We start from the raw sequence: 20,877 nt of genomic DNA on the forward strand, positions 1-20,877 counted from the left end.
ATGTCCAGTGAAGCAAGCAATTGTTTTAAAGCTTCAAGTTCCATTTTTCTACTCCAAAATATGATAAGGGAAAATGGAACTACTATTATAGTTTTTATGTGGTCGAAAATACATTACTGCTTTCGCCCATACAATTTGAAGAGGATACAAGATATCCGTAAATTTCAATTTTTCGATTAGTTTTTGCCTCTTTTTCCTGAAGATGAACGTAAAATCGAAACTTTTGAACTCTCTTTTTGATGCCTTCAACGTTTATTCATTGCAGCCATATTAAAAAAATATATTTTTCCTGCCGGCGGTCTGCTTAAGTCTCCCCCATATACGTTTGTTAGGAAAAGGATTAGAAAAGCGAAATTGAAAGCCCTTAGTTTTTGTAAATACAAAAGGAGTTTAGAAGGAGTTATTCGCAGGGACTTTTTGATAAAAGTGACCTTTCCCTTTGGGGGAGATTTTTCTGCTTGAAGTGAAAACCTGGTAACCGATTATATTCTACTAAATGTGAATTCATGCGTATTCGGTTAAGTGAGGAATCGTGACAAATTGCGTTAATTTCCTCAATATGTATCAAATATTTTAATAAATTATGAGCTGGAACAGGGTATCGATTTCATGTAAAGAGACAAAAACTTAAGGCAGGCTTCTAATGCAAAATCGATAGTTTTCGGGCAAGAAAATTCCTTAACCGATGACCAATGAATGTGAATTATGGATCAAGGAAAGCTGTCCGAAACTGGGCCGCCTAATATAAAAGAAGGAATCTTCTCCACGATAAACTCAGTTTTGATATATTTTTGCTGTCTGTGGTCTCTGTTGAGATCTCCCCTAACTTTGTTGAAAAAGTGACAAATTGAAAACTCGATTTTATATGGCTCTAAAAGGGAGCATGTTGTAGGGCCGATAAGTTTTATTTAACCGATAATAGCCTGAATCAGAATTTCAGTTATTTATACACATTTTACAACTTTGGTTGTAAAGTTTTCTCACACTTGAAAGAGTGCATTTACTTTTCTATAGGTGTATTTATATAATTTGACTATCTAGTATATGTGTTGAAAATAAAGAGACGTATAATCTGTTATTAAAAACCAATTTTTGTTTTTTAATTTAAGGGTCTATACAATCTTGTTTTTAAACTATTGACTATCCGCTAGAGCGGAGGTGAAACGAAAATGGCTTTTAATGACAGAAATTTCAGGGGAAATTCCAGAGGTTTCCGTGGTAACAGCGGACCAAGGGAAATGACAAAAGTGACCTGTTCTGATTGCGGTGTTGAGACCGAAGTACCTTTCAAACCCACCGAAGGCAGGCCAGTATACTGCAGGGACTGTCTTCCTAACCACAGAAAATTCTAAGGATAATCTGCATCAGGTGTTATTAATTTGTAATTAACTTTTACATTGACGCCTGATTCATCTTTTCTTTTTGTTTTTTTGGTTTATTCTCTTTGTTTCTTTACTTATTTCCACTAGTGAAGCAGGAAAAAGAAGGAACAAAACAGCATCGAGAATAATAATTGGTGCTAATTATTTAATTTTCAACTTATCAGTTTTTAACTCAACTTATATAGAAATCAATCAAAGATTATCGAGGAGGAATTAACCTGGCTAATTACAGAAGCACTATTAGAAAACGAAGATCAGGATCGACAAAGCCCGTAAACTCAGGAGATACCCCTGAAGTATCTAGGGTAAGAATTCCCCGCAAGGACAGAAATGAAGTCCTGGCAACAGTATCAAGTTTACTTGGCTCGAAAAGGGTAACGCTTCAGTGTATGGATGGGGTTGTCCGCATGGGCAGAATTCCTGGCTCTAAAAAGAAGAGAATGTGGATTCATGAAGGCGATATTGTCATAGCCAATCCCTGGGAAGTACAGGACTCTAAAGCTGAAATAGCCTGGAAATACACAAGGCCCCAGGTAGAATGGCTTGAACGGAAAGGCTACATTAAGTACTGATTTGAAATTCTCGAATAAAGATGCCTGGTATAAGATAGGTAACTGAAATAAAGGTATCTGAAAAAGATGCCTGAAATCCATATTTTGGTCACTTTTATTTGTTCCGTAAGCCCTGGACAGAAGGTATTTTCTCATTTGAAAAGTATGGTTTCAGTTTTTCATAGATATATTTATATATATTAAGCCTGATGTACATGTGTTGACAAATAAAGATCCGTATGACCATCTGTTGTTAAAAACCAATTTTTGATTTTAAACAAAGAGTTCTATACAATCTTATTTTAAACAATTAACAAAAACTAAAACAAAGGTGAAACAAAAATGGCTTTTAATGACAGAAACTTCAGAGGAAACAATTTCGGCGCTCCCAGAGAAATGCACAAAGCAACCTGTTCTGATTGCGGTGCTGAAACCGAAGTGCCTTTCAAACCTGATCCAGAAAGACCGGTTTACTGTAGAGAATGTCTTCCTAACCACAGGACACCCAGAGAAAACCGCAGATTCTAAGTGTTATTTCTGCAATTAAGTTTGCATCAACACTTATTTCTTTTTCACTTTTTTAACATTCACATAGATTCTGGATATGCTTTTTAAGTTAACTACTCATAACGTTCAATTCAGTTTTAATATATTTTTCAGGCTGGTAAGCTACTGAGCTGGTAAGCTACTGAAATCTTCCCCGAGTACGTTTGTAGACATTGGGAAATTAAAAATCTGAGTTTTCGAATCTGAGTTTTCGAGATATAAAAGAGTTTAGAAATAGCCCTTTGAAGGTCCAAAAAGGTTTATTTTAGCTCTTAGCGGAGTAATCCAGGTATTTCATCTAGTTTGGCTTTTCTTATAAAATCCTTAACTATAGTTTTTCCTCCATCAAAGCCCATATTCTGGATTTCAAGATAGAGACAAGCAGAGGCACAGGGACCTTCATTAATCCTTTTGAGTATGTAAGGCTTATATGGGTCAAGTTTACTGGGTCTTGTTGGATGTTTGCAATATTCGGGCGCCGTCTTAAGGTTGAGATATTTCCTTACAGTTTTCCTATCGTGATCTATTTGTCTGGCGATTTCACTGATACAGAAGCCTTGTGAATGCAACACTTGTATCAATAACCATTCTTCCTTTTTCAGCATGATTCACAGTCCTCAACATTCGTTATGAATTGTAAATCTGGTATTTTAAACCGTTGACACTGTAGAATTTTTAGCTGTTGTTGGCAGTGGAAAGTTTTTCTCAAATCCGTTATTTTTGCAGAGTTAAAATGAATTTAAAAAACCCCTCTGAAGAGTTTTTTGCTCAACGTGATCTTTCCTTTTTGGGGAGGGACTTTCTGATTGAAAGTAACCTTTTCGTCACGTTCAATTCAGTTTTAATATATTTTTTCTGCCGGCGGTTTGCTGAAATCTTCCCCGAATACAATTGGTAGGAAAAGTGAAATTAAACATCCTTTTTCCCATGCTCTGACAGATATTGCTCAATTGCACGTTTTGAACTATGCCATGTTTTTCCTATTTTTACTGCATCCAGGAGCCCCTGTCTAGCTCGCAGGCTAAGATATTCCTGAGAATAAGGAGTTTCTATAGCAAGTTCTCTTAGAGGTAGAAGTTCATCGTTTCCTCCTGAAATGGAGAGATATAGGGTAAGGTTTTCATCCACGGCTTTTGCAATGAAATTGGCAAATGGTTCCAGGTTTCCAGAATCTGCGGCTCTAAGGGATTTATAATATTTTCCTCTATCCTCTTTTTTAAGTATGACAGGCGGATAATCTCTTGCCATCAAATACAGATTTGTAAGAAGCCGGGCCATTCGGCCGTTTCCATCAATGAAAGGATGAATTTCAACAAACCTGTGATGAAGGAAGGAAGCTGTTTCAATTGGATGTTCTTTTCTTACAGTTATCATTTCAATAAGTTCATCCATCAGTTTGATAATCTTTGACCAGTCGGGTGGAGTCTCTAGTGCACCTGCTATTCTCACATTTCTTGTGCGGTACTTTCCGGCGTCCTCAAGTATACCCAGGGTTACGATTTCGTGAATCTCCTGAATTGTGACATGGTCTATTGCGCGTTTCTTCTTTGCCAGCTCTTCCATTCGGTCAAAAGCTTTTGCATTGTTGCTCGCTTCAAGATGTTCTCTAAGCGATTTTCCGCCAATCGTTAGCCCTTCTTCCAGAACAAGTTTTGTCTCCTGAAGTGTTAGTGTATTTCCTTCTATTGCATTGGAGTGATAGGTATGAACCAGCCTCATTTCTTCATGTAGCCTTGCTAAAGCATCTGCAGGAATGGGTCGCATGAAGTTCAGCTGTTTCATTTTTTCATTTATTCGTGCAAGAAGTTCTTCTTGAATCAGGGATGTATCGGTATGTGTCATAATTTGATGTATCCGATATGTACTCTCTAAGATATATCGGTATCGGCAATTTTTAGAGTTATCCGATATAACCAGTTCTTATTCATTTCACCTCAGTTAAAGTATATTTATTCGGCCGGCAGGCACCGGAATCTTCCCCGAATACGTTTGTAAAATCAAAATGGAAATCAAAAACCCGCGAATTTTGAGGATTCGAAAGAAGTTTAGAAGTAGCCCTTCGCAGGGCCTTTTTGATAAAAGTGATCTTTTCCTTTTGGGATAGGGATTTTTCTGATTTAAGTAAAAACCTGGTAACCGATTGTATTCTACTAAATCTGTCTGAAAGTAGATCCTTTTACCCATAACAATTTAAGTAAAAAGCCTTATAACCGATATTTATGCGGTTCAAAATTATCCTTGAGGAAGATGAAGAAGTAGGAGGATTTATTGCCAGTTGCCCGGCCTTGACAGGCTGTTTTTCGCAGGGAGATACTGTGGAAGAAGCTATTGAAAATATTAAAGAAGCAATTCAGGCTTGTTTGGAATCCCTGGCAGAAGACGAACTGCAGGAATGTATTGGGAAGCCCTCCTGTAGAGTAGTTGATGTGGTTGCTTAATGTCTGGACTTCCTGTAATTTCCGGAATGCAGGCAATTAAAGCTTTTTCTAAAGCTGGCTGGCTCCCTCACCGGCAGGTAGGAAGTCACGTTGTCCTGAGAAAAGAAGGTTCGAAAGTTACGCTGACTGTTCCGAAGCACAAAGAACTGAAACCGGGCCTTTTAAGAAATTTGATAAAAGCTTCAGGACTGACAGTGGAAGAATTCGAAACTTTTTTGAAGTAAAATTTTTGTGATTCAGCCGTTTTCCCTCATGAGCTCACTTATGAAGGATCTCTTCTTTTCTCGACATATTTAATCAGTTGAAATATATTTTTTACCGGCGGACTGCTCAATCTTCCCCAAAAACGTATGTAAAATAAAAGTGAGACTGAAAAGACGCAGTTTTTCAGAGTTAAAAGTATCAAACTTAAAAGGAGCCCATCGCAGGGCCTTTTTGATGAAAGTGATCTTTTCCTTTTGAGGAAAGTTTTTATGACCATTTACATCTTATCCAGTATACGTTTGATATCCGGCTTTGCTTCGGGAATACCCTCTTTAACGGATAGCCAGACTACTTTAAGGTTCACCCCGAAGTAAGCATGAATCAATTTGTCTCGTATCCCTGCCAGATCTTTCCAGGGAACGGAAGGATATTTTTCACGTATATCAAATGGGACATTCTTTGTTGCTTCGCCAACGATCTCTAGAGCCCTAACTACTGCAAACTGCGTTTTACGATCTTCGGCAAATTCTTCAAATGTCCAGCCGTTGATAAATTCTTCTGCTGCTTCCATTGCATCGTAGATATCCTGGATATAGTCTTTTACTTCACGAATTTTAATCCCTCTTCAAACAGCTTCAACTTCACTCAGGATATGTTTGCCTATATTCGGCTTCAGCGCATCTTTCATAACAAGGTCTACCTTAATACCCAGAGCATCCGAAAGGTAGTTTTCAAGGTTGACAAATTTAAAAATAGTAGGGGTCTTGCTGAACTCAACGAGTATGTCCAGATCACTTTCTGATTTTTGCTCTCCCCTTACGTAAGACCCAAAAATTCCCAGGTAACTGACGTGGTACTTTTCTTTAAGCTCAGGCAGCATCTCATGGAGTTTCCGAATATAAATGTCAGCTTCTTTTCGGTTTTCCGGCATTTTTTCAGGCTCTATTTGGTTCTTTTTTGAGATAACATAGTATTTTGCAGTTGTAGTATTTATAATTACTAAGAGGAAAAGTGAACGTCTCTTCACATTCAATTCAGTTTTAATATATTTTTCCGGCTGGCGGACTGCTCAATCTTCCCCAAATACGTTTATAGAAATCAAGGAAATTAGAAACCCATGATTTTGCAGCTTTAGAAGGAGCACTTATCAAGATTGATAAATTCAACTATCTCTTTCGTTGGTTAGTACCGAGAATCCAAAACTTAATCAACCGATCCGAATCTATATAAGACCTCAACAGCATAAAACTAAATACACAAAAATCCGGAGAGGAGCCTTATCATGCTCATCCGGTACATCCACGCGGCTCTTGAAAGGGCAAAATATGAAATAATCGATGATGAAGAACCTTATTATGGAGAAATTCCTGAACTTGAGGGTGTATGGGCTACAGGCAAGACACTTGAAGAATATCGCAGAAGCTTGGAAGAAATAATTGATGAATAGATTATTGTGAGGTTAAGAAATAGACTATATCTGCCCGGATTCTGCAAGCTTTCGAATTATCTTTAAATATCGCTGAAGACAGATTAAAATGAAAGTGCGTGAGGTTATTAAGCTTCTTGAAGCCGATGGCTGGTACTTGGTTGCTACAAAAGGCAGCCATAGGCAGTATAAGCATCCTACCAAACCAGGTAGAGTAACAATTGCTGGTCATAGTGGAGATGACCTCGCGTCAGGTACGTTAAACAGCATATTAAAGCAAGCGCAATTGAAAATGGAGAACTAACATGTATCGTTTTCTTGTAGTAATCGAAAAAGCAAACAATAACTATTCAGCGTATTCTCCTGACCTGCCAGGCTGTGTGGCTACCGGCTCCACCAGGAAAGAGGCAGAAAAGAATATTTATGAAGCAATTGAAATGCATGTGCAGGGATTGCTGGAGGATAATTTACCCGTCCCGGAATCAGAATCTTTTGCTGAATATATGGCTATTGCTGAAAAGTCTTCTACAGGTTCTGAAGTTGCATAAACTGGTTTTCGATAACTTTTTTAATTTAAGTATAAATATATTTTACTTTCCGGCGGACTGCTGGAATCTTACCCGAATACGTTTATTACAAAAAGATAGCTGAAAAACTTGAGTTTATTACTTCGCTCTCCGTGCTAAAAAGGTAGAGCTATCTCCGAGATGAAACCTAAACTCGCCTTCCAGTACGTCTTTTTCTTTTATCTTGACCCAACCACTACCAAAGACATGATCGCACTCTTCATTTCCGTCCCAGGTGAATTCAAACCTTTTACCATCAACATAATCAACGATCTTTCCGTCTATAAAGCCATAAACTAAACCAAATTGAAAATTCCCCATGTTGTCTGGCTTTATCGTAATATAAGCCTGAACTTCCATGTTGAAATAATCCTCATCCCATAATTCCATCTCATAAATGTGCCATGTCCCTGTGAAGTCCATATTTTTAATTCTTTTTCCTCGAATAAAAACATCGTTATACAATATCATAAACTTGAAATTTGAGGGGACTATTAATTCGGTAAATTGCAGATTTAAAGGGAGCCCTACGCAGGGCCTTTTTGATAAAAGTGATCTTTCCCTTTTGGGGAGGTTTTTCTGATTGAGGTGAGCCCTTCTTCACATTCATTTCAGTTTTAATATATTTTTCCTGCCAGCGGTCTGCCTTAATTTCTCAAAACTATTTTTGTAAATATGGTGGAAAAGATAGATTCTATGAGTATACAAATACATTTAAGATTGAAAAGACAAAATGCTAGTTAGGTGATACTATTGGGAGAAGCTATCGAGTACGTAAAAATTCCTCGTAAAATCTTTGAACCTATCAGTGACATGGTGAAAGTAGGCCTTTATAAAGACGAACAGGAGGCATTAAAGCAACTTGTGCATGACCAGGCTGAACAAAAGATCGATTACTATGGCAAAAAGGTAGCTGAAATGGAGAAAAAGTACGGTATGGACTTTCCTGCTTTTGAAAAAAGAATCCACTCGAGAGTAGGGGAAGAAGACTTTGAAGAGTGGGATGATTTCATAATCTGGGAAAGCTATGTCACAGCATCACGATATTGGGAACAGTTTTTATGACAATAAGCAAAACTGTTGCTGCTCTTTCATCCAGTGAGATTGTACTTGAATTAAAAGTTCTCAAAGCAATAGTTGAACCCCCTGTCCAGGCTTTAAAAGCAAGAGCAGCTCTCAAAGATGGCTACATATTGCAAATTAGTGAGAGTATGAGCCCCGATTTCAGACGATATTCTTATCAATTGCAAAAAGAGGATGCAATGATTAAGCGTTGGGATAATTCTCCACACTGGAAAGATCTAAAAACATTCCCATATCATGTCCATCACGGAAATGAAGCAGAACCCAGAGAATCTCCCGAAGTATTTATAGAAGACATTCTCCGTGAAGTAAAGAAATTGCTGAGTTCAAATCCATAATTCAGTTTTAATATATTTTTCCTACTGGCTGTACGCTGAAAATCTTCCCCGAATACATTTGTAGAAATTAGGGAGAATAGAAATCCGTAGTTTTTGCAAATTCAAACGAAGTCTAGAAGGAGCCCTTCGCAGGGCCTTTTTGATAAAATTGATCTTTCCCTTTTGGGGAGGAATTTAGGATTCAAGTGAACTCTTCTTCACGTTCAATTCAGTTAAAATATGTTTCTCTGGCCGGCTGACTGCTAAAATCTTCCCCGAGTACGTTCCTTAGGAACGTTTGAAATATAACTTCAAGTTTTCACTTCTGGAATTACTCTATAATTCCATTTTCCCAAATAATCATCAAATACAATTTTCATATTTTTCTTGAAGTTTTCACTTACTTTTCTTGCTGTCGCATAAACTTTATCCTTGATAGTCGAAAACACTTTCAATCCTGTTGATGTCGAAGTCTTATCAATCAGACTTTTAACCACATCAATATTGCTGAAAACGGCACCTTTACAGGCAGCCGTTACATGGCAGAATAACCTATGTTCAATTGGGTTATATTTCGAAGTGTATGGTGGGTAATGAGCCATTCGAATTTCAATTCCAATTTCATTTACCAGCTTTTGTAAATCTTCCTTGAAAATATAATGTCTACTTGAGTTGCTTCCACCACCATCTGCAAAAGCCAAAATGCTATATGAACTGGGGTAATTTTCCTTGCCGTAATTTTCCCACCAGTATTTAATACAGTCACAACAAAATTCACTCGTATCCTTACTGGTTCCTAAAGTGATATAGCCTTCATTAAGTTTCACGTCGTATATGCCATGTGGAATTACGACACCATTTGAAAATGTATTGAAGTCATGATCATATACTTTTACCGGTCCAGTACAATAAAATTTTCCGTCTCGGTAGAAATTACCTATGAATTCTTTTTTTAACATCTATACTGATAATCGGATTTTCGCTGTTAGAGTACTCTTCTTTCAGCTCTTTAATTCTCTCAAATTGCCTGTTTCTGTCTTTACAGTCTTTCATTGTGACAGCTTTAGTCATTTTTCTTTCTACAAAACCATGTTTCTTCAATAGCTGCTTTACTACATATGGTGATATATTCATATCTCTCGATTTGAAAGCATTTGAAATATCTTTAAGGGAGAGGTTTGTCCATTTTATTTCTTCGTCTATAGGACTTCCAGCAGTATGATCTTTTAAGATCTCAAAGAAAACTTCATCGATATTTTCCACAGTGTCGATGATTTTCTTTTTACCTCCACCAGGCTTTCGAATTCTGTTATCTGGATTTTCTATACCATTAGTGATTTCATTAATTCCAGCCATGATAGTTTGAAAATGACAGCTCATTACACTACTTATATACTTTTGTCCACCATGACCTAACTTCATTGTTTCTATGGCTGCGTATCTCCTTCTGTCTCTCTCATTCAAAGAATCAAAAAATGATTTCATTTGCTTTTCTGTTTCTTCAGGGTATTTTTTGCGTAGCATTTAAGTAAAGTCCTTTCTGGTTGTATCAGTTAAAACAGAATTAGCTTTAGGCAATGAATATATTTGAATTTATATTTTTGTCATTCCTTAATATTTGTCAAGAAAAGGTAAATTGAAGACTGTAATTCTTACAGGTCTAACCGGATTCGCATAACCTATATAAGATTTAAACAGCATAAAACTAGATATACCAGTTCGGAAAGGTGTAATTATGCTCATCCAGTACATCCACGCAGCTCTTGAGAAAGCAAAATACGAAATAATCGATGATGAAGAACCTTATTATGGAGAAGTTCCCGAACTTGAGGGTGTATGGGCTACAGGCAAGACACTTGAAGAATGTCGCAGAAACCTAGAAGAAGTCATTGATGAATGGATAGTTATCAAATTGAGAAGCGGACTGCCTCTGCCCCGGATTGGAGACTATGTGATCAAAGAACCGGGAGATATTGCAGTTGTCTAAGCTGGTCCCTGTAGATTGGCGAACTTTTGTTAAAAGATTGCAAGAACTGGGATTTGAAGGTCCCTATTCTGGCGGAAAGCATCCTTTTATGAGAAAAGGAGATCTTGTTTTAACGATTCCCAACCCACATAAGGGTGCAATTGGGATTGATCTTCTGACAAGAATTCTTAAACAAGCTCGTATTTCAAGAGAAGAGTGGCTTGAAGAAGAAGACTTGTGAAGACCTCAAGTCCATTTATATTGAATTCAGTTTTAATATATTTTTCTTGCTAATTGTCTGCTGAAATCGACCCTGAACACTTTTGTTGAGACAAGGTTCAGAAAAATAAAATTGAAAAGCCCGTGACTTTTTGCAGATTTTGAAGGAGCCCTACGCAGGGCCTTTTTGCTAAAAGTGATCTTTCCCTATTGGGGAGAACTTTCCAATTTAAGTGAACTTCTCATCACGTATATTTCAATTAAAATATATTTCTCCGGCCAGCGGACTGCTCAATCTTCCCCAAATACGTTTGTAGATATTGAAAAACTGAAAACCTGTGAGTTTTCTAGATTTAAATGAGTTTATAAGGAGCCCTACGCAGGGCCTTTTTGAAAAAAGTGATCTTTTCATTTTGGGGAGGTTTTTCTGATTGAAAGTGAACCCTTCTCCACTTTCATTTCAGTTTTAATATATTTTTCCGGCCAGCGGACTGCTCAATCTCCCCCTAATACGTTTGTTAAGAAACAAGTTATGAAAAGTAAAAGCAAAAACCTCGTGGTTTTTGTAGATTTATAAGGAGTTTTACAAAATCTTTTACTATAGTTTCTCCTCCATCAAAGCTCATATTCTGGATTTCACAATAGAGACAAGCAGAGGCACAGGAATCTTCATAAATCCTTTTGAGTATGTAAGGTTTATACGGGTCAAGTTTACTGGGTCTTGTTAAACATTTATAAGGTTCAGGCTGCATCTTCAGGTTGAGATATGTCCTCACGTTTTCCTATAGTGATCTATTTGTCTGGCGATTTCACTGATGCAAAAATCTTGTGAATACAAATCTCGCATCAATAGCCATTCCTCTGTTTTAAGCACTATTTATGATCCTCAATCTTTTCTCGAGGATTGGAAATTGGAGAATTTTAATTCGGCTAAAATGAGGAATTATTCATCGGTATTGACATCTTTTTCTAATCCTGTATTTTTACTTATGTCCTCTAACTCTTTATACAAAAGAATACCCAGCGTATCTTCGGGACTGAGATTTAATTTTTCAGATATTTTGGTAAGTATTTGGGCGTTTTTTTTCGATAAAAAAACAGGTTCTACCTCGGTTTTACCCCAGTGTAAAAGTACAACTTTCTCGATATTCATTTTTTTTATTTGTTTAACACAAAATTCAATCCCGTGACTTCGGCTGCTGAATATTTTTTCGTCACATAATTTATCAAGCCATCGTGCCAGATCATTGTCCATCGAAATAGTAAATCGCTCTTTCATTACTAAATCATACTGTTGCCTCTAATATAAACAATTCTATGATTTTAAACCCAATACAAAACTATTTATGTGAATTATTCATCATATTGTATGAAATATTCACCAAATAAGATGAATTAACTTATATAAAAATATCGATATGGTTTAGATTTTCCAATCTAAAAAGAATCATAATAGAAAATGAACCTCAATTGATTCCTGAAATATTCTTTTTTCGTTTTATGGAGTAATTGCTATGTAATGTAGTGAAAACTTCACTACATTATATATACATTTTAAAGAACTATATATTAAGTTAAGAAATGGAGATTATAAATGGCCAAAGTCGTAAAGAAAAAAGAACAAATTAATGCCACAGTATCTCCATGGATCAAGAAACAGTGCCAGGAACTATCTAAAACTCCCGAATTTTCTAGCATTTCCGATGTAGTATCTCTAGCATTATCTGAATTTTTTGGAAAATACGAGTATATAAAGACAAAGGAATTAAAGAAACATGAGACTCGAATTCCTGATTTACTTGAAGTCCTCATGAAAACTAAAGAAGGTAAAGAATGGCTTAAATCTGTTTACGAGATCGAAACTAAAAAAATGAATTATTCAAGAGAAAAAAATTGTCTTTTAGAACAAAATATTGAAGGTGTTATAGGACTCAGAGTAAAAGAAAACTTTGTACCAATATTCATAGATGGAGATCTAGAAGGCGTCACAGGTTACGATAAAGAAGACTTTCTTTCCGGTAAAATTAAGTGGGTAGAAATAATCACACCCGAAGATCGTTTATTAGCTTGTGAAAACTTAAAAAAAGCCATGTATGAGTCCGATTTCTCTACCGAAATAGAGTACAGAATACTAAGAAAGGACGGGGAAACAAAATGGGTTCTGCAAATTTTCCAGAAACTTCCAGCAGACTCCAGATCACAGGGATGTGTACAAAGTTTAATTCACGATATTACAAAAAGAAAAGCTGCAGATTTTACCCTTAAAAAAACGTATGAAGCTCGTATAAAAGAAATCCACCACAGGATCAAAAATAACTTGCAAGTAATTTCGTCTCTTCTCAGCCTCGAAGCTGACAGATCTACCGATGCAAAAATGCTTGAAGCATTTCGGGAAAGCCAGAATCGGGTTACCTCCATGGCTCTGATTCATGAAGAACTCTACAAAGGAGAAGAAGTAAATAATCTTGACTTTGCAGATTATCTCCAAAAACTCACGAATAATCTTTTTCATTCATACAGATTAAGAAATGAGGAAATCAGCCTGAAGCTTGAACTTGAAAAGATATACCTGGACATGAATACCGCAATCCCACTCGGAATTATTGTCAATGAACTGATCTCAAATGCTCTGAAGTATGCTTTTCCAGCCCAAAAAGGTGGAAAAATCCATGTAAGTCTTCATACAACAGAAAAATGTGAAAAAATACATAAAAGCGTCAGAAACTCAGGAATAAAACAAAACTGTATAAATAAAGAAAGATTTCAGTTTATTTTGATAGTATCCGATAATGGTAATGGATTTCCGGAGGAGATCGATCATCAGAATACGGATTCTCTCGGGCTCCAGATTGTGAACATTCTTGTTGAACAAATAGAAGGTTACATTGAACTTAAAAGGAATAACGGAACTGAATTCAGCATTTACTTTAACAAATTGGTATAAAGCTCTTTTTATTTACTTTAGCAAATTGAGACTCTGGTCCAAAATCCAGTGATTTTTGCATTTTTTGATTGAAAATCTGAATTAGCAAGAAAAATCTGTTTTTCACTAAAATCAATATTCGATATCTAAAAACCTCAATCCCTAAGTTGTATCACAAGGATTTTGACCAATTACAAAATATAGTGATTTTGAATTTTACATTTATCACTAAATTTTGGTACTGAGTCTACGCAGGGCCTTTTTGATAAAAGTGATATTTTTCCTTTAGGGGGGAATTTTCTAATTGAAAGTGAACTTCTCTTCACGTTCAAATCAGTTTTAATATATTTATCCGGCCGGCGGACTGCTGAAATCTTCCCCGAATAAGGTTGTAAAATAAACAAATCCAAAGACTGACCTTAAAATTTTTTCATTTATAAAAAGGAATTATATGTTTAGTATTTGTAAATAGATAATTTAAAAATATTCTTTTGATTTTATAACTCATAATATCCCTTTAAATTTCGAAAAAGTATTATACATTGCTTTCATTTCAGAAAAAAGGGTTAATTTAGCTATTAAGGAATTAATCTGAATAGCGATTGTTAATTGAGGTAATATTGTGGAAACAAATAAAGATAAAATAGACCCCCGATCTACTAGGCTTGTATGTGCAAAACTCTATGAAGGAGGGTTACTTAGTTCATATGAAATATTTAGTAATATTAAACGAAGACCATGCAAAGGCAAAAGTCCAGAGTTCGAATTAGATATAGATAATATTACGCAGCATGCAGAGGCAGCCTTCACACACCATATACAGTATACTTTAATAGCTATCTTACTTTCATTTCTGGCACTTATTTCCGGTTCTACACGATCTATTATTTTCGCGATACCTGCCATCTGCTTATTATCACTAAAAAGAGTTTGGGACAGAGATATTGCATTAAAACACTTTTCAAAAGGAAGTTATGATAGCAAGTATAATTTAAATAAGTCTTCAGACGAGTCAAACATAATAAAAGGGCTCTTAAAACCTTTTTGTAATTGGATGACAAAGAACAATATAATCTCTGAGGAAGGTAAACAAAAAGACCAGAATGTTGTAATATTTGGAGATTATTTCCCATTTTTAGGTGCAGGAAAAAGAACCCGAAATTGGAATTTTGTAACTGATTTATCTAAACCAAAAAAAAGTTTAGATTCTTTAGTTGAATCACAGAATAACCAAGAAAAGGGAAATAAAACTAGTGAATTATCTTTAAGAGAATTGTACGAGGCAGTGTATAAAAGAATAAATGCAAAAAATCTTCCGAATCTTTCATATAAATTTATCTTATTTGCAGATGGGAATAAGGAAGATGAAGTCAATTTTCTACTAAAAGATAAGTTAAAACCGTGTGCATACGATGAAAAACTTCAAGCACTTACTGACCAATTAGTAAACGAATCAAAGGAAAGTGCTCAGCCTGAAAATATTGAATCGTTTTTTGAGATTTGTGAAGAAGGCATCTTTAAGGACTATAGGACATATTTGAATATAAGTCACCATGACAAAAACAGATCAACATTACTCTCTACATTTCTCCGCTTTTCAAAAATAGAAAATGAATTATTCGCAGAGTGTTCTTTTTACGTTTTAACTCCAATTGACGAAAATATATATAATATAGATAAACTTCCAAGGAGCAGTAATTTCTTTATTAGCTCTACACTTATTACTGCTGGTCTGATAATAGTTTATATTCTATTCTCCAAGTTGCCATATATTGGATCGTTATCCACTATTATTTCAGCTTTAGTTTTGCTTATTTTTTCTGTTCGTCCATTAGTTGAGATATTGGCACTCAGAGCTAAAGAAACAGAGTATAATTTTGATATTGAAGAAGTTATGAGAGGAGAACCTCACAACTATGGACTTCTGCAAACATTCAGGGAGACAATTTCAAGCCCTGATTACAAGAACTATTTTAGTGCTCAAGATATCATATTGATCCAAAATACTATAGAAAATGCTATTGTAGACTCTGTAGCAGACTTTTTAGGTGCTAAAGGAATAGACACGTCGTTTTTGAGAAATGAAATGGTTTCCTTTATTAACAAAGGAATAATGCAGTTTGGTGGGAAGATGGAAAATGCACAAGTTGTCTCTGGAAAGGGAAACACAGTAACTCAGAAAATACTAGAAATTAAAAAGGTAATTAATGCTTCTAAGGAGGCTTAAAAATGAATAAGGGAATAATAGTTAATGGCAATGGCAGCATTGGCGTTGCACAGGTGGTTTCGGGTGAAAAGAACAATGTCACAATGAACCAAAATGGGAATGTCATATTAACAGAAAGTATAGACCCTGCAGAGGAGATCGAATCTTTTAAAGATTTGTTAGATGAATTAAAATTAGAGTTGTCTGAGCATAAGTCTTCCCTAGATAAATTGAGCAGCAAAGTTTCAATTATTGACGCTGAACTAGAAGAAGAGAACCCTAATAAAGAAAAGATTACAAAACACTTAAAAGATTCACTTTCAACAGTTCACCAAGCTACAGGTACAATCAATAATTTGCACAACATATTAAATTTATTACAATCTTATTTTATGCAGTAACCAAAATTATATAGTTGACTGCAAAGGTAACGGGATATTTGACTAAGAGAATATGCGAAAAGTCAATAATAAAATGTTGTAAAAATTACAACAGATAACAATACTTTTCGGGTAGGCTCTTAGTCCCATCCATAGACCAAAAGATCATAGAAACAAACCAGTTTTTTATAGTTAGATGAATATACTTGGCTCTTTATCATATATGCATTTTCTATTAGGAACTCTTTGAGTACATTTTGATCAATTAGAGATCTATCCATAAAAGGAACATATACTAATACTTTTTCAGTGGGAAATCCCATGACAATTTCTTTTAAAGTTTTTCCTTTTGCACATTTTTCAAATTGAGACTTGTAGTTTTTTATCTTGAATTTTTCACGGTCGAGATTAACTATTTTGTCTAAATCATAATCTGAAGACTTATAGTCATCCATAGAATTTATCCCTAAATTTCTCATAAATTTATATATCGGAAGGTAAGGGGTTCTCTTACTCAGTTGAAATATAGTACTTTTCAACACTAGCTTTGTGTCATAATTTCCCTCATTTAAATAAAAAGAGAATATATCTTCATAAGTCAATAAGGCGTATCCTTTTGAAGATACTTTATCTATAGCACCTAATCCTACAACAAATTCAACGTCCTTTTTTTCTTCAACATCCTGATAGTCCAGTACATAAAGTTTCTTTTCTGGATTTTTATCTTTTATAAGTTCATACAACTGTTCTTTACAATATCTTAAAACTCTAGTTGGAATCTTTCTTTTGGTTTCTGCAATAGCTTCATAAATAGGTGTAAAGTTGTTAGTAGTGACAACTTTGATTGGAATTGTGATTTTTCCAAAGTATAAATTATCATCAGAAATTCCATCTTCTACTCCGTTTTTATTCCTTTTTATGAATATTAAGTTGTTCCGTATCTTTCCCGTGTCACTTGGACTTAGACATTTGACAATGGAAGTAAGAATACTTTTAATGTTGTCATCTTCAATCGAATAACCAATAAATATTATTGGATGCTCAACAAAAATAGTTATTAATTTTGCAGCTAAGTAAGCATTTTTTGAATTGAATTCATTATAGTCGCTACTTGTAAGAACCATACTATTTGGCTCAGAGCAACAACCGTGTATTTTGTAAATTTCATTGATTGATTGAGGATTAGAGAAAATTAGTTCTCTTTGTCCAACATATACTTTGTAGTCAGGAAAGAGTTTTTCTAAAAATCGATCCCAATTCGTTGTTATGATTCCTTCAACATCTAATTTAGATAAAGCTTCAATTTCTTCGGCATATTGGACATTAGAGATTTTACAGTTCGATAAATCTTCTAGATATGAAGCAATGGCAATTTTAAGAGCTGATGAGGGATTAACACAGAGATTTTTATATTTTTTTCGATCTTCAAGATATTTTTCACTTTTCCACCAAAAATCATGGAAATCTTTCGACATTGATGTTGCTACTTCAGGTAAACATCCACTAGCTGTTGAATAATAGTATTGATAATCTTCCAAACTTTCACAGAACTTTTTTAAGAGTCCTTCCCAATCTTCAAGTTCTAAGTACCGTCTTGAAAGTCCTGAGCCTATAAACAAGAATGGAAAAGAAGAAGTTCTATTGAAGTGATCAACTAAATTCTTTTTTATATCTGTGTACACCTTAATTACCCCAAACTATTGAAAAGAATGTTTAGAACGCCATATGTTTAATTTGATCATAAATTAGACAATATCTTCCTTAATAAATATACTCAGAAGGTATACTTCTTTTTTGTCTATTTATTCGCCTCAATTTATAGCAATTATAAAAAAGCCGGCTTCTTTCGTTGGCGTTGAGAGCCCGAGATCTAAATAACTTCATAAATGCCCCTATTTGCGAAATAGACAAGCTGAAATCTATTTTCCCTGCCGACGGTCTGCTGAAATTTTTCCTGAATACGTTTGTTAAGGACAGAGAAATTCAAATTTCAAGGTTTTTCACAAAAAGAGACGAAAAAAAATGAGATGAATCAAAAGGGTTATAGTGAAGTATTGACAGAAGAGAAAAAGCGGGTAATTGAATTGAAATAATACTTTCACATCGCATGCATAATATTCAATTAACTTCAAATTATTAACTATATAAAAATCATGAAATGCGTGGTCAAAATGGATCGTAATGAGATTGATGAGGATCATCCTTCAATAATCAAACAAAAGGGCCTAGAAAGCTTAATTTTGTTAATTATTGGTGCTTCAAGCAGATCAATCTCTCTACTTCATTTACAAAAGGAAACTTTTTTACTCTGGAACTACCATCCATATATGAAAGACTTTCTACACTTTATAAAACACTATAGAGGCCCTTTTTCATCAGAAGTTGAAAAAGTTATTTTGTATCCGTTTTATTTAGATGGATGTTGGTCTTATGAACCTCCTTCAAGAAATGATAAGCTAAGTGGAGGTTACGTCAAGCTTACTCCGAAAGGTGTTAAAAGATATAAGGTATTATTTCAAAAAGCACAAGAGAATGAAAATTTAATTCTTTTGTTAACTGGTATTCAGGCGGTAAGGGAATTATACGACAAATTGTCACTAGAAGAGTTGTTGTTGTTAATTTACGATACGTACCCTGAATATAAGCTAAGATCAAATGTATCTAAATCTGTATTCAATAAAAGAAAATTATTAGCTAACGAAATTTATGAAAAGGGTTTTATAGATAAGGAAAGAATGGAGTCTTTGATCTCGGGTAATAATGATGATTGAAAATGTAGTGGCTGATACATCATTTTATTTATGTTACTATAACGATATTAGGAAAAATGAATGCCTAAATATTTTTTTAGGCTCTTATTCTTTTTACCTTGGGTCAAAAATCCTTGGTGAACTCCCGAAATCACTAGCTAAATCTGATAGCTTTCTATCAGTTGTTAACTTTAATGATGAGTCTTTTTTTGAACTTGTTAAACCATTTTTTGGCAGATCGACAAATCATGAAAAAGACGGAGAATATGAAGCAATTGGATTGGCTTATCATTTAAATTTGCATTTTGGATTGAAGTACTTGATAATTGATGATAGAAGAGCGTATAATTTTGTTGCAGTGAATTTTAAGTCTCTTGAACATAAATTAACAAGAAATATTGGTTTTATTGTTAAAAGTTATAAGGAAGACTCTACCCTCTCTTTGAAGATGACTATTGAAATTTTAGAATCCATTCAATTATGTGTACAAAAAGCGATTACTGAAGGAAGTACAAGTCGACCATGTAGCGCAGATCCAAAAGTTTGTCGAAAGATACTTATTCCTTTAATTAAAGAACTAAAGGATGAATATGAATGCCGTTGATTTTGATCCGCATATTACAGTTGAAAATATTGCAAATGTAAGGAATCCAGATTATTGTGTGAGAGCTGTGAGGCTCGAAAACTTAAGGAAAACAATTGAAACTCCTTTTAAAATTATTTCTGGAGACGATGTCAATTGTAAGAGTCTCAGTAATTATTCACCTTATATCAAAAATCCAATTCTCGAAAGTGCTCGTTTCGTTCAACTCCCTGTCAGTTGGACTTCACTGGAAAATTACTTGACCAAACTGCCCGCAACCCAGCGCAACAATAAGCTACGGAATTTCTTCAAAATTGACAAAAAATTATGGGATGACTCCTTGACTACACTCTCGATGACATTCCCAAGGAACCCATTTGAGATGCACGAATTTTCTAATACGGTATTTGATGGCCTTAATGAAGATAGCTACATTTTCTTACTCAACTTTATTTATTCAAATTCTTCTGCTTTTGTATTGGTTCCAGATATTAAAATAAAATCTGATTCTTTTGTAACTACTTACTTAGAAATTATTGATTTCAGTGTTAAACAGCTTTCTGAATGGAATAGCAAACCAATTTTTGTTCCTTTACAGATTGATTTATCTGAGAGAAATTTAATTACAATTTTATCTCACTATAAAACTCGAAGGTATTCGAACATATGGATTGATTTTTCTAACCATCCCTGTGACAGTGATTTCTCAGCTAATTTAAGGTCGATAAAACAACTCTTAAATAGATACATGCAGGGTTTAGATGTCGTCCTGCATTATTCTCATATCAAAAAAGAGATCAATCCACATTTGCATGATACAAAAGTTGCTGCATCGGATATTTTAACTCAATTTTTTGGTGCAGATTTTATTGGTGTCAAGCGTTTTGGTGGTGGATTTAATCCTCAGGGAAATAATTCTGATTATTTAGAAATCCAAGCTTCAAAAAACAACTTTGGTTCTGTAGATGAGTATCAACAGGCACTAAAATTTCATTCCACAAGATTGTTTAGTCCAAACACATATTATTACCATAATTTAGATTGTTACCCTGAGAGCATTGAGATTGATACTTCTTTACTTACAGACAAAGTTCACAATAAACTTGTAAATAATATGTTGCTTTATAGAGAAATAGAAACTACAAAAGCTTTTGTTGAAGAAAAAGCTATCAGTTCTTCAACAAATAACAGACCACTAAAAGATTACTTAAATAAAAAATTAATGTTAAAGGAAAACGAAATAATTAGGAACTCTTTAATCCCAAAGCAAGTTCAATCTACACTTTCTGATTTGGCAGACCTTCTTTAACCAGATTATACAATCTGTAAAACCGTTT

General features: G+C 34.7%; 26 protein-coding genes and 2 pseudogenes. 18 read left to right on the forward strand and 10 right to left on the reverse strand.

Features of this window, described 5'->3' with window-relative positions:
- The first annotated feature begins 1,169 nt into the window (after nucleotides 1-1,169).
- The 3 genes from FXW07_RS06730 (at nucleotide 1,170) to FXW07_RS06740 (ending at nucleotide 2,461) form a co-directional block, all read left to right on the forward strand.
- Nucleotides 1,170-1,352 (forward strand): CxxC-x17-CxxC domain-containing protein, encoded by a 183-nt coding sequence (locus FXW07_RS06730; RefSeq protein ID WP_048118287.1) that lies wholly within the window; start codon nucleotides 1,170-1,172, stop codon nucleotides 1,350-1,352.
- Nucleotides 1,353-1,621: 269 nt separating this feature from the next.
- Entirely contained in the window at nucleotides 1,622-1,954 is a 333-nt protein-coding gene (eif1A, locus tag FXW07_RS06735; protein ID WP_229394807.1) for a translation initiation factor eIF-1A, read from the forward strand.
- Nucleotides 1,955-2,275: 321 nt separating this feature from the next.
- Nucleotides 2,276-2,461, forward strand: coding sequence for a CxxC-x17-CxxC domain-containing protein (locus FXW07_RS06740; RefSeq protein ID WP_229394785.1), 186 nt, complete (start codon nucleotides 2,276-2,278; stop codon nucleotides 2,459-2,461).
- Between the two features lie 293 nt (nucleotides 2,462-2,754).
- On the opposite strand, the pseudogene FXW07_RS06745 reads toward FXW07_RS06740, so the two are convergent.
- Together FXW07_RS06745 and FXW07_RS06750 are read right to left on the reverse strand one after the other, a co-directional pair.
- A pseudogene (locus tag FXW07_RS06745) lies at nucleotides 2,755-3,084 on the reverse strand (IS21 family transposase); the annotation flags it as partial.
- A 304-nt stretch (nucleotides 3,085-3,388) separates the two neighbouring features.
- Complete coding sequence (locus tag FXW07_RS06750; RefSeq protein ID WP_229394786.1) at nucleotides 3,389-4,321, reverse strand: Fic family protein; 933 nt, start codon at nucleotides 4,319-4,321, stop codon at nucleotides 3,389-3,391.
- 377 nt (nucleotides 4,322-4,698) lie between these two features.
- On the opposite strand from FXW07_RS06750, the gene FXW07_RS06755 reads away from it, so the two are divergent.
- Nucleotides 4,699-4,917, forward strand: a complete 219-nt coding sequence (locus tag FXW07_RS06755; protein WP_048107103.1) for a type II toxin-antitoxin system HicB family antitoxin — start codon at nucleotides 4,699-4,701, stop codon at nucleotides 4,915-4,917.
- On the forward strand, nucleotides 4,917-5,141 hold the full coding sequence (locus tag FXW07_RS06760; RefSeq protein ID WP_229394787.1) for a type II toxin-antitoxin system HicA family toxin: 225 nt from the start codon (nucleotides 4,917-4,919) through the stop codon (nucleotides 5,139-5,141). The genes FXW07_RS06755 and FXW07_RS06760 overlap by 1 nt, the downstream gene beginning before the upstream one ends.
- Before the next feature lie 257 nt (nucleotides 5,142-5,398).
- Here FXW07_RS06760 and FXW07_RS06765 read toward each other — a convergent pair whose 3' ends face one another.
- Together FXW07_RS06765 and FXW07_RS06770 are read right to left on the reverse strand one after the other, a co-directional pair.
- On the reverse strand, nucleotides 5,399-5,692 hold the full coding sequence (locus FXW07_RS06765) for a DUF86 domain-containing protein (protein ID WP_229394788.1): 294 nt from the start codon (nucleotides 5,690-5,692) through the stop codon (nucleotides 5,399-5,401).
- Nucleotides 5,693-5,746: 54 nt separating this feature from the next.
- The gene (locus FXW07_RS06770) at nucleotides 5,747-6,052 is read right to left on the reverse strand and encodes a nucleotidyltransferase family protein (RefSeq protein ID WP_229394808.1); all 306 of its coding nucleotides are present in this window, start codon (nucleotides 6,050-6,052) and stop codon (nucleotides 5,747-5,749) included.
- A gap of 351 nt (nucleotides 6,053-6,403) precedes the next feature.
- On the opposite strand from FXW07_RS06770, the gene FXW07_RS06775 reads away from it, so the two are divergent.
- The 3 genes from FXW07_RS06775 (at nucleotide 6,404) to FXW07_RS06785 (ending at nucleotide 7,095) form a co-directional block, all read left to right on the forward strand.
- Nucleotides 6,404-6,568, forward strand: a complete 165-nt coding sequence (locus FXW07_RS06775; RefSeq protein ID WP_229394789.1) for a type II toxin-antitoxin system HicB family antitoxin — start codon at nucleotides 6,404-6,406, stop codon at nucleotides 6,566-6,568.
- Between the two features lie 88 nt (nucleotides 6,569-6,656).
- Nucleotides 6,657-6,851 carry a type II toxin-antitoxin system HicA family toxin gene (locus FXW07_RS06780; RefSeq protein ID WP_229394790.1) on the forward strand — a complete coding sequence of 65 codons (195 nt, stop codon included), beginning with the start codon at nucleotides 6,657-6,659 and terminating at the stop codon, nucleotides 6,849-6,851.
- Between the two features lies 1 nt (nucleotide 6,852).
- Entirely contained in the window at nucleotides 6,853-7,095 is a 243-nt protein-coding gene (locus tag FXW07_RS06785) for a type II toxin-antitoxin system HicB family antitoxin (protein WP_229394791.1), read from the forward strand.
- A gap of 117 nt (nucleotides 7,096-7,212) precedes the next feature.
- Here the strand turns inward: FXW07_RS06785 and FXW07_RS06790 are convergent, their stop codons facing one another.
- Nucleotides 7,213-7,584: a hypothetical protein gene (locus tag FXW07_RS06790; protein WP_229394792.1), complete on the reverse strand. Its 372-nt coding sequence runs from the start codon at nucleotides 7,582-7,584 to the stop codon at nucleotides 7,213-7,215.
- A gap of 273 nt (nucleotides 7,585-7,857) precedes the next feature.
- Here FXW07_RS06790 and FXW07_RS06795 point away from each other — a divergent pair, with 273 nt between their 5' ends.
- Together FXW07_RS06795 and FXW07_RS06800 are read left to right on the forward strand one after the other, a co-directional pair.
- Nucleotides 7,858-8,178 (forward strand): hypothetical protein, encoded by a 321-nt coding sequence (locus FXW07_RS06795; protein ID WP_229394793.1) that lies wholly within the window; start codon nucleotides 7,858-7,860, stop codon nucleotides 8,176-8,178.
- Nucleotides 8,175-8,534, forward strand: coding sequence for a DUF6516 family protein (locus FXW07_RS06800; protein ID WP_229394794.1), 360 nt, complete (start codon nucleotides 8,175-8,177; stop codon nucleotides 8,532-8,534). The genes FXW07_RS06795 and FXW07_RS06800 overlap by 4 nt, the downstream gene beginning before the upstream one ends.
- Before the next feature lie 290 nt (nucleotides 8,535-8,824).
- Here the strand turns inward: FXW07_RS06800 and FXW07_RS06805 are convergent, their stop codons facing one another.
- On the reverse strand, nucleotides 8,825-9,472 hold the full coding sequence (locus FXW07_RS06805) for an ISAzo13 family transposase (protein WP_198146736.1): 648 nt from the start codon (nucleotides 9,470-9,472) through the stop codon (nucleotides 8,825-8,827).
- On the reverse strand, nucleotides 9,447-10,037 hold the full coding sequence (locus FXW07_RS06810) for a hypothetical protein (RefSeq protein ID WP_229394795.1): 591 nt from the start codon (nucleotides 10,035-10,037) through the stop codon (nucleotides 9,447-9,449). The genes FXW07_RS06805 and FXW07_RS06810 overlap by 26 nt, the downstream gene beginning before the upstream one ends.
- 211 nt (nucleotides 10,038-10,248) lie before the next feature.
- Between FXW07_RS06810 and FXW07_RS06815 the strand changes: the two genes are divergently transcribed.
- Both FXW07_RS06815 and FXW07_RS06820 read left to right on the forward strand, forming a co-directional pair.
- Nucleotides 10,249-10,500 (forward strand): type II toxin-antitoxin system HicB family antitoxin, encoded by a 252-nt coding sequence (locus tag FXW07_RS06815; RefSeq protein ID WP_048118249.1) that lies wholly within the window; start codon nucleotides 10,249-10,251, stop codon nucleotides 10,498-10,500.
- Entirely contained in the window at nucleotides 10,493-10,720 is a 228-nt protein-coding gene (locus FXW07_RS06820) for a type II toxin-antitoxin system HicA family toxin (protein WP_048118246.1), read from the forward strand. The genes FXW07_RS06815 and FXW07_RS06820 overlap by 8 nt, the downstream gene beginning before the upstream one ends.
- 559 nt (nucleotides 10,721-11,279) lie before the next feature.
- Here FXW07_RS06820 and FXW07_RS06825 read toward each other — a convergent pair.
- Together FXW07_RS06825 and FXW07_RS06830 are read right to left on the reverse strand one after the other, a co-directional pair.
- A pseudogene (locus FXW07_RS06825) lies at nucleotides 11,280-11,572 on the reverse strand (IS21 family transposase); the annotation flags it as partial.
- 69 nt (nucleotides 11,573-11,641) lie between these two features.
- Entirely contained in the window at nucleotides 11,642-11,977 is a 336-nt protein-coding gene (locus FXW07_RS06830; RefSeq protein WP_229394796.1) for a ribbon-helix-helix domain-containing protein, read from the reverse strand.
- A 315-nt stretch (nucleotides 11,978-12,292) separates the two neighbouring features.
- Here FXW07_RS06830 and FXW07_RS06835 point away from each other — a divergent pair, with 315 nt between their 5' ends.
- From FXW07_RS06835 to FXW07_RS06845, 3 genes are all read left to right on the forward strand, one after another.
- Nucleotides 12,293-13,642 (forward strand): histidine kinase dimerization/phosphoacceptor domain -containing protein, encoded by a 1,350-nt coding sequence (locus tag FXW07_RS06835; RefSeq protein ID WP_229394797.1) that lies wholly within the window; start codon nucleotides 12,293-12,295, stop codon nucleotides 13,640-13,642.
- A 601-nt stretch (nucleotides 13,643-14,243) separates the two neighbouring features.
- Nucleotides 14,244-15,848 (forward strand): hypothetical protein, encoded by a 1,605-nt coding sequence (locus FXW07_RS06840; protein WP_229394798.1) that lies wholly within the window; start codon nucleotides 14,244-14,246, stop codon nucleotides 15,846-15,848.
- A gap of 2 nt (nucleotides 15,849-15,850) precedes the next feature.
- The gene (locus FXW07_RS06845; protein WP_229394799.1) at nucleotides 15,851-16,228 is read left to right on the forward strand and encodes a hypothetical protein; all 378 of its coding nucleotides are present in this window, start codon (nucleotides 15,851-15,853) and stop codon (nucleotides 16,226-16,228) included.
- Nucleotides 16,229-16,347: 119 nt separating this feature from the next.
- Here the strand turns inward: FXW07_RS06845 and FXW07_RS06850 are convergent, their stop codons facing one another.
- Nucleotides 16,348-17,889, reverse strand: a complete 1,542-nt coding sequence (locus FXW07_RS06850; protein WP_229394800.1) for an SIR2 family protein — start codon at nucleotides 17,887-17,889, stop codon at nucleotides 16,348-16,350.
- Between the two features lie 489 nt (nucleotides 17,890-18,378).
- Between FXW07_RS06850 and FXW07_RS06855 the strand changes: the two genes are divergently transcribed.
- Genes FXW07_RS06855 through FXW07_RS06865 form a run of 3 tightly spaced genes read left to right on the forward strand, consistent with a single transcriptional unit; the run spans nucleotide 18,379 to nucleotide 20,849 of the window.
- The gene (locus tag FXW07_RS06855) at nucleotides 18,379-18,978 is read left to right on the forward strand and encodes a hypothetical protein (RefSeq protein ID WP_229394801.1); all 600 of its coding nucleotides are present in this window, start codon (nucleotides 18,379-18,381) and stop codon (nucleotides 18,976-18,978) included.
- A complete protein-coding gene (locus FXW07_RS06860; RefSeq protein ID WP_229394802.1) occupies nucleotides 18,971-19,561 on the forward strand; it encodes a hypothetical protein in 591 nt (196 codons plus the stop codon). The genes FXW07_RS06855 and FXW07_RS06860 overlap by 8 nt, the downstream gene beginning before the upstream one ends.
- On the forward strand, nucleotides 19,548-20,849 hold the full coding sequence (locus FXW07_RS06865) for a hypothetical protein (RefSeq protein ID WP_229394803.1): 1,302 nt from the start codon (nucleotides 19,548-19,550) through the stop codon (nucleotides 20,847-20,849). The genes FXW07_RS06860 and FXW07_RS06865 overlap by 14 nt, the downstream gene beginning before the upstream one ends.
- Nucleotides 20,850-20,877: the final 28 nt, after the last annotated feature.

It is taken from the genome of Methanosarcina sp. DH1 (assembly GCF_020804205.1).
GTDB classification, from domain to species: domain Archaea; phylum Halobacteriota; class Methanosarcinia; order Methanosarcinales; family Methanosarcinaceae; genus Methanosarcina; species Methanosarcina vacuolata.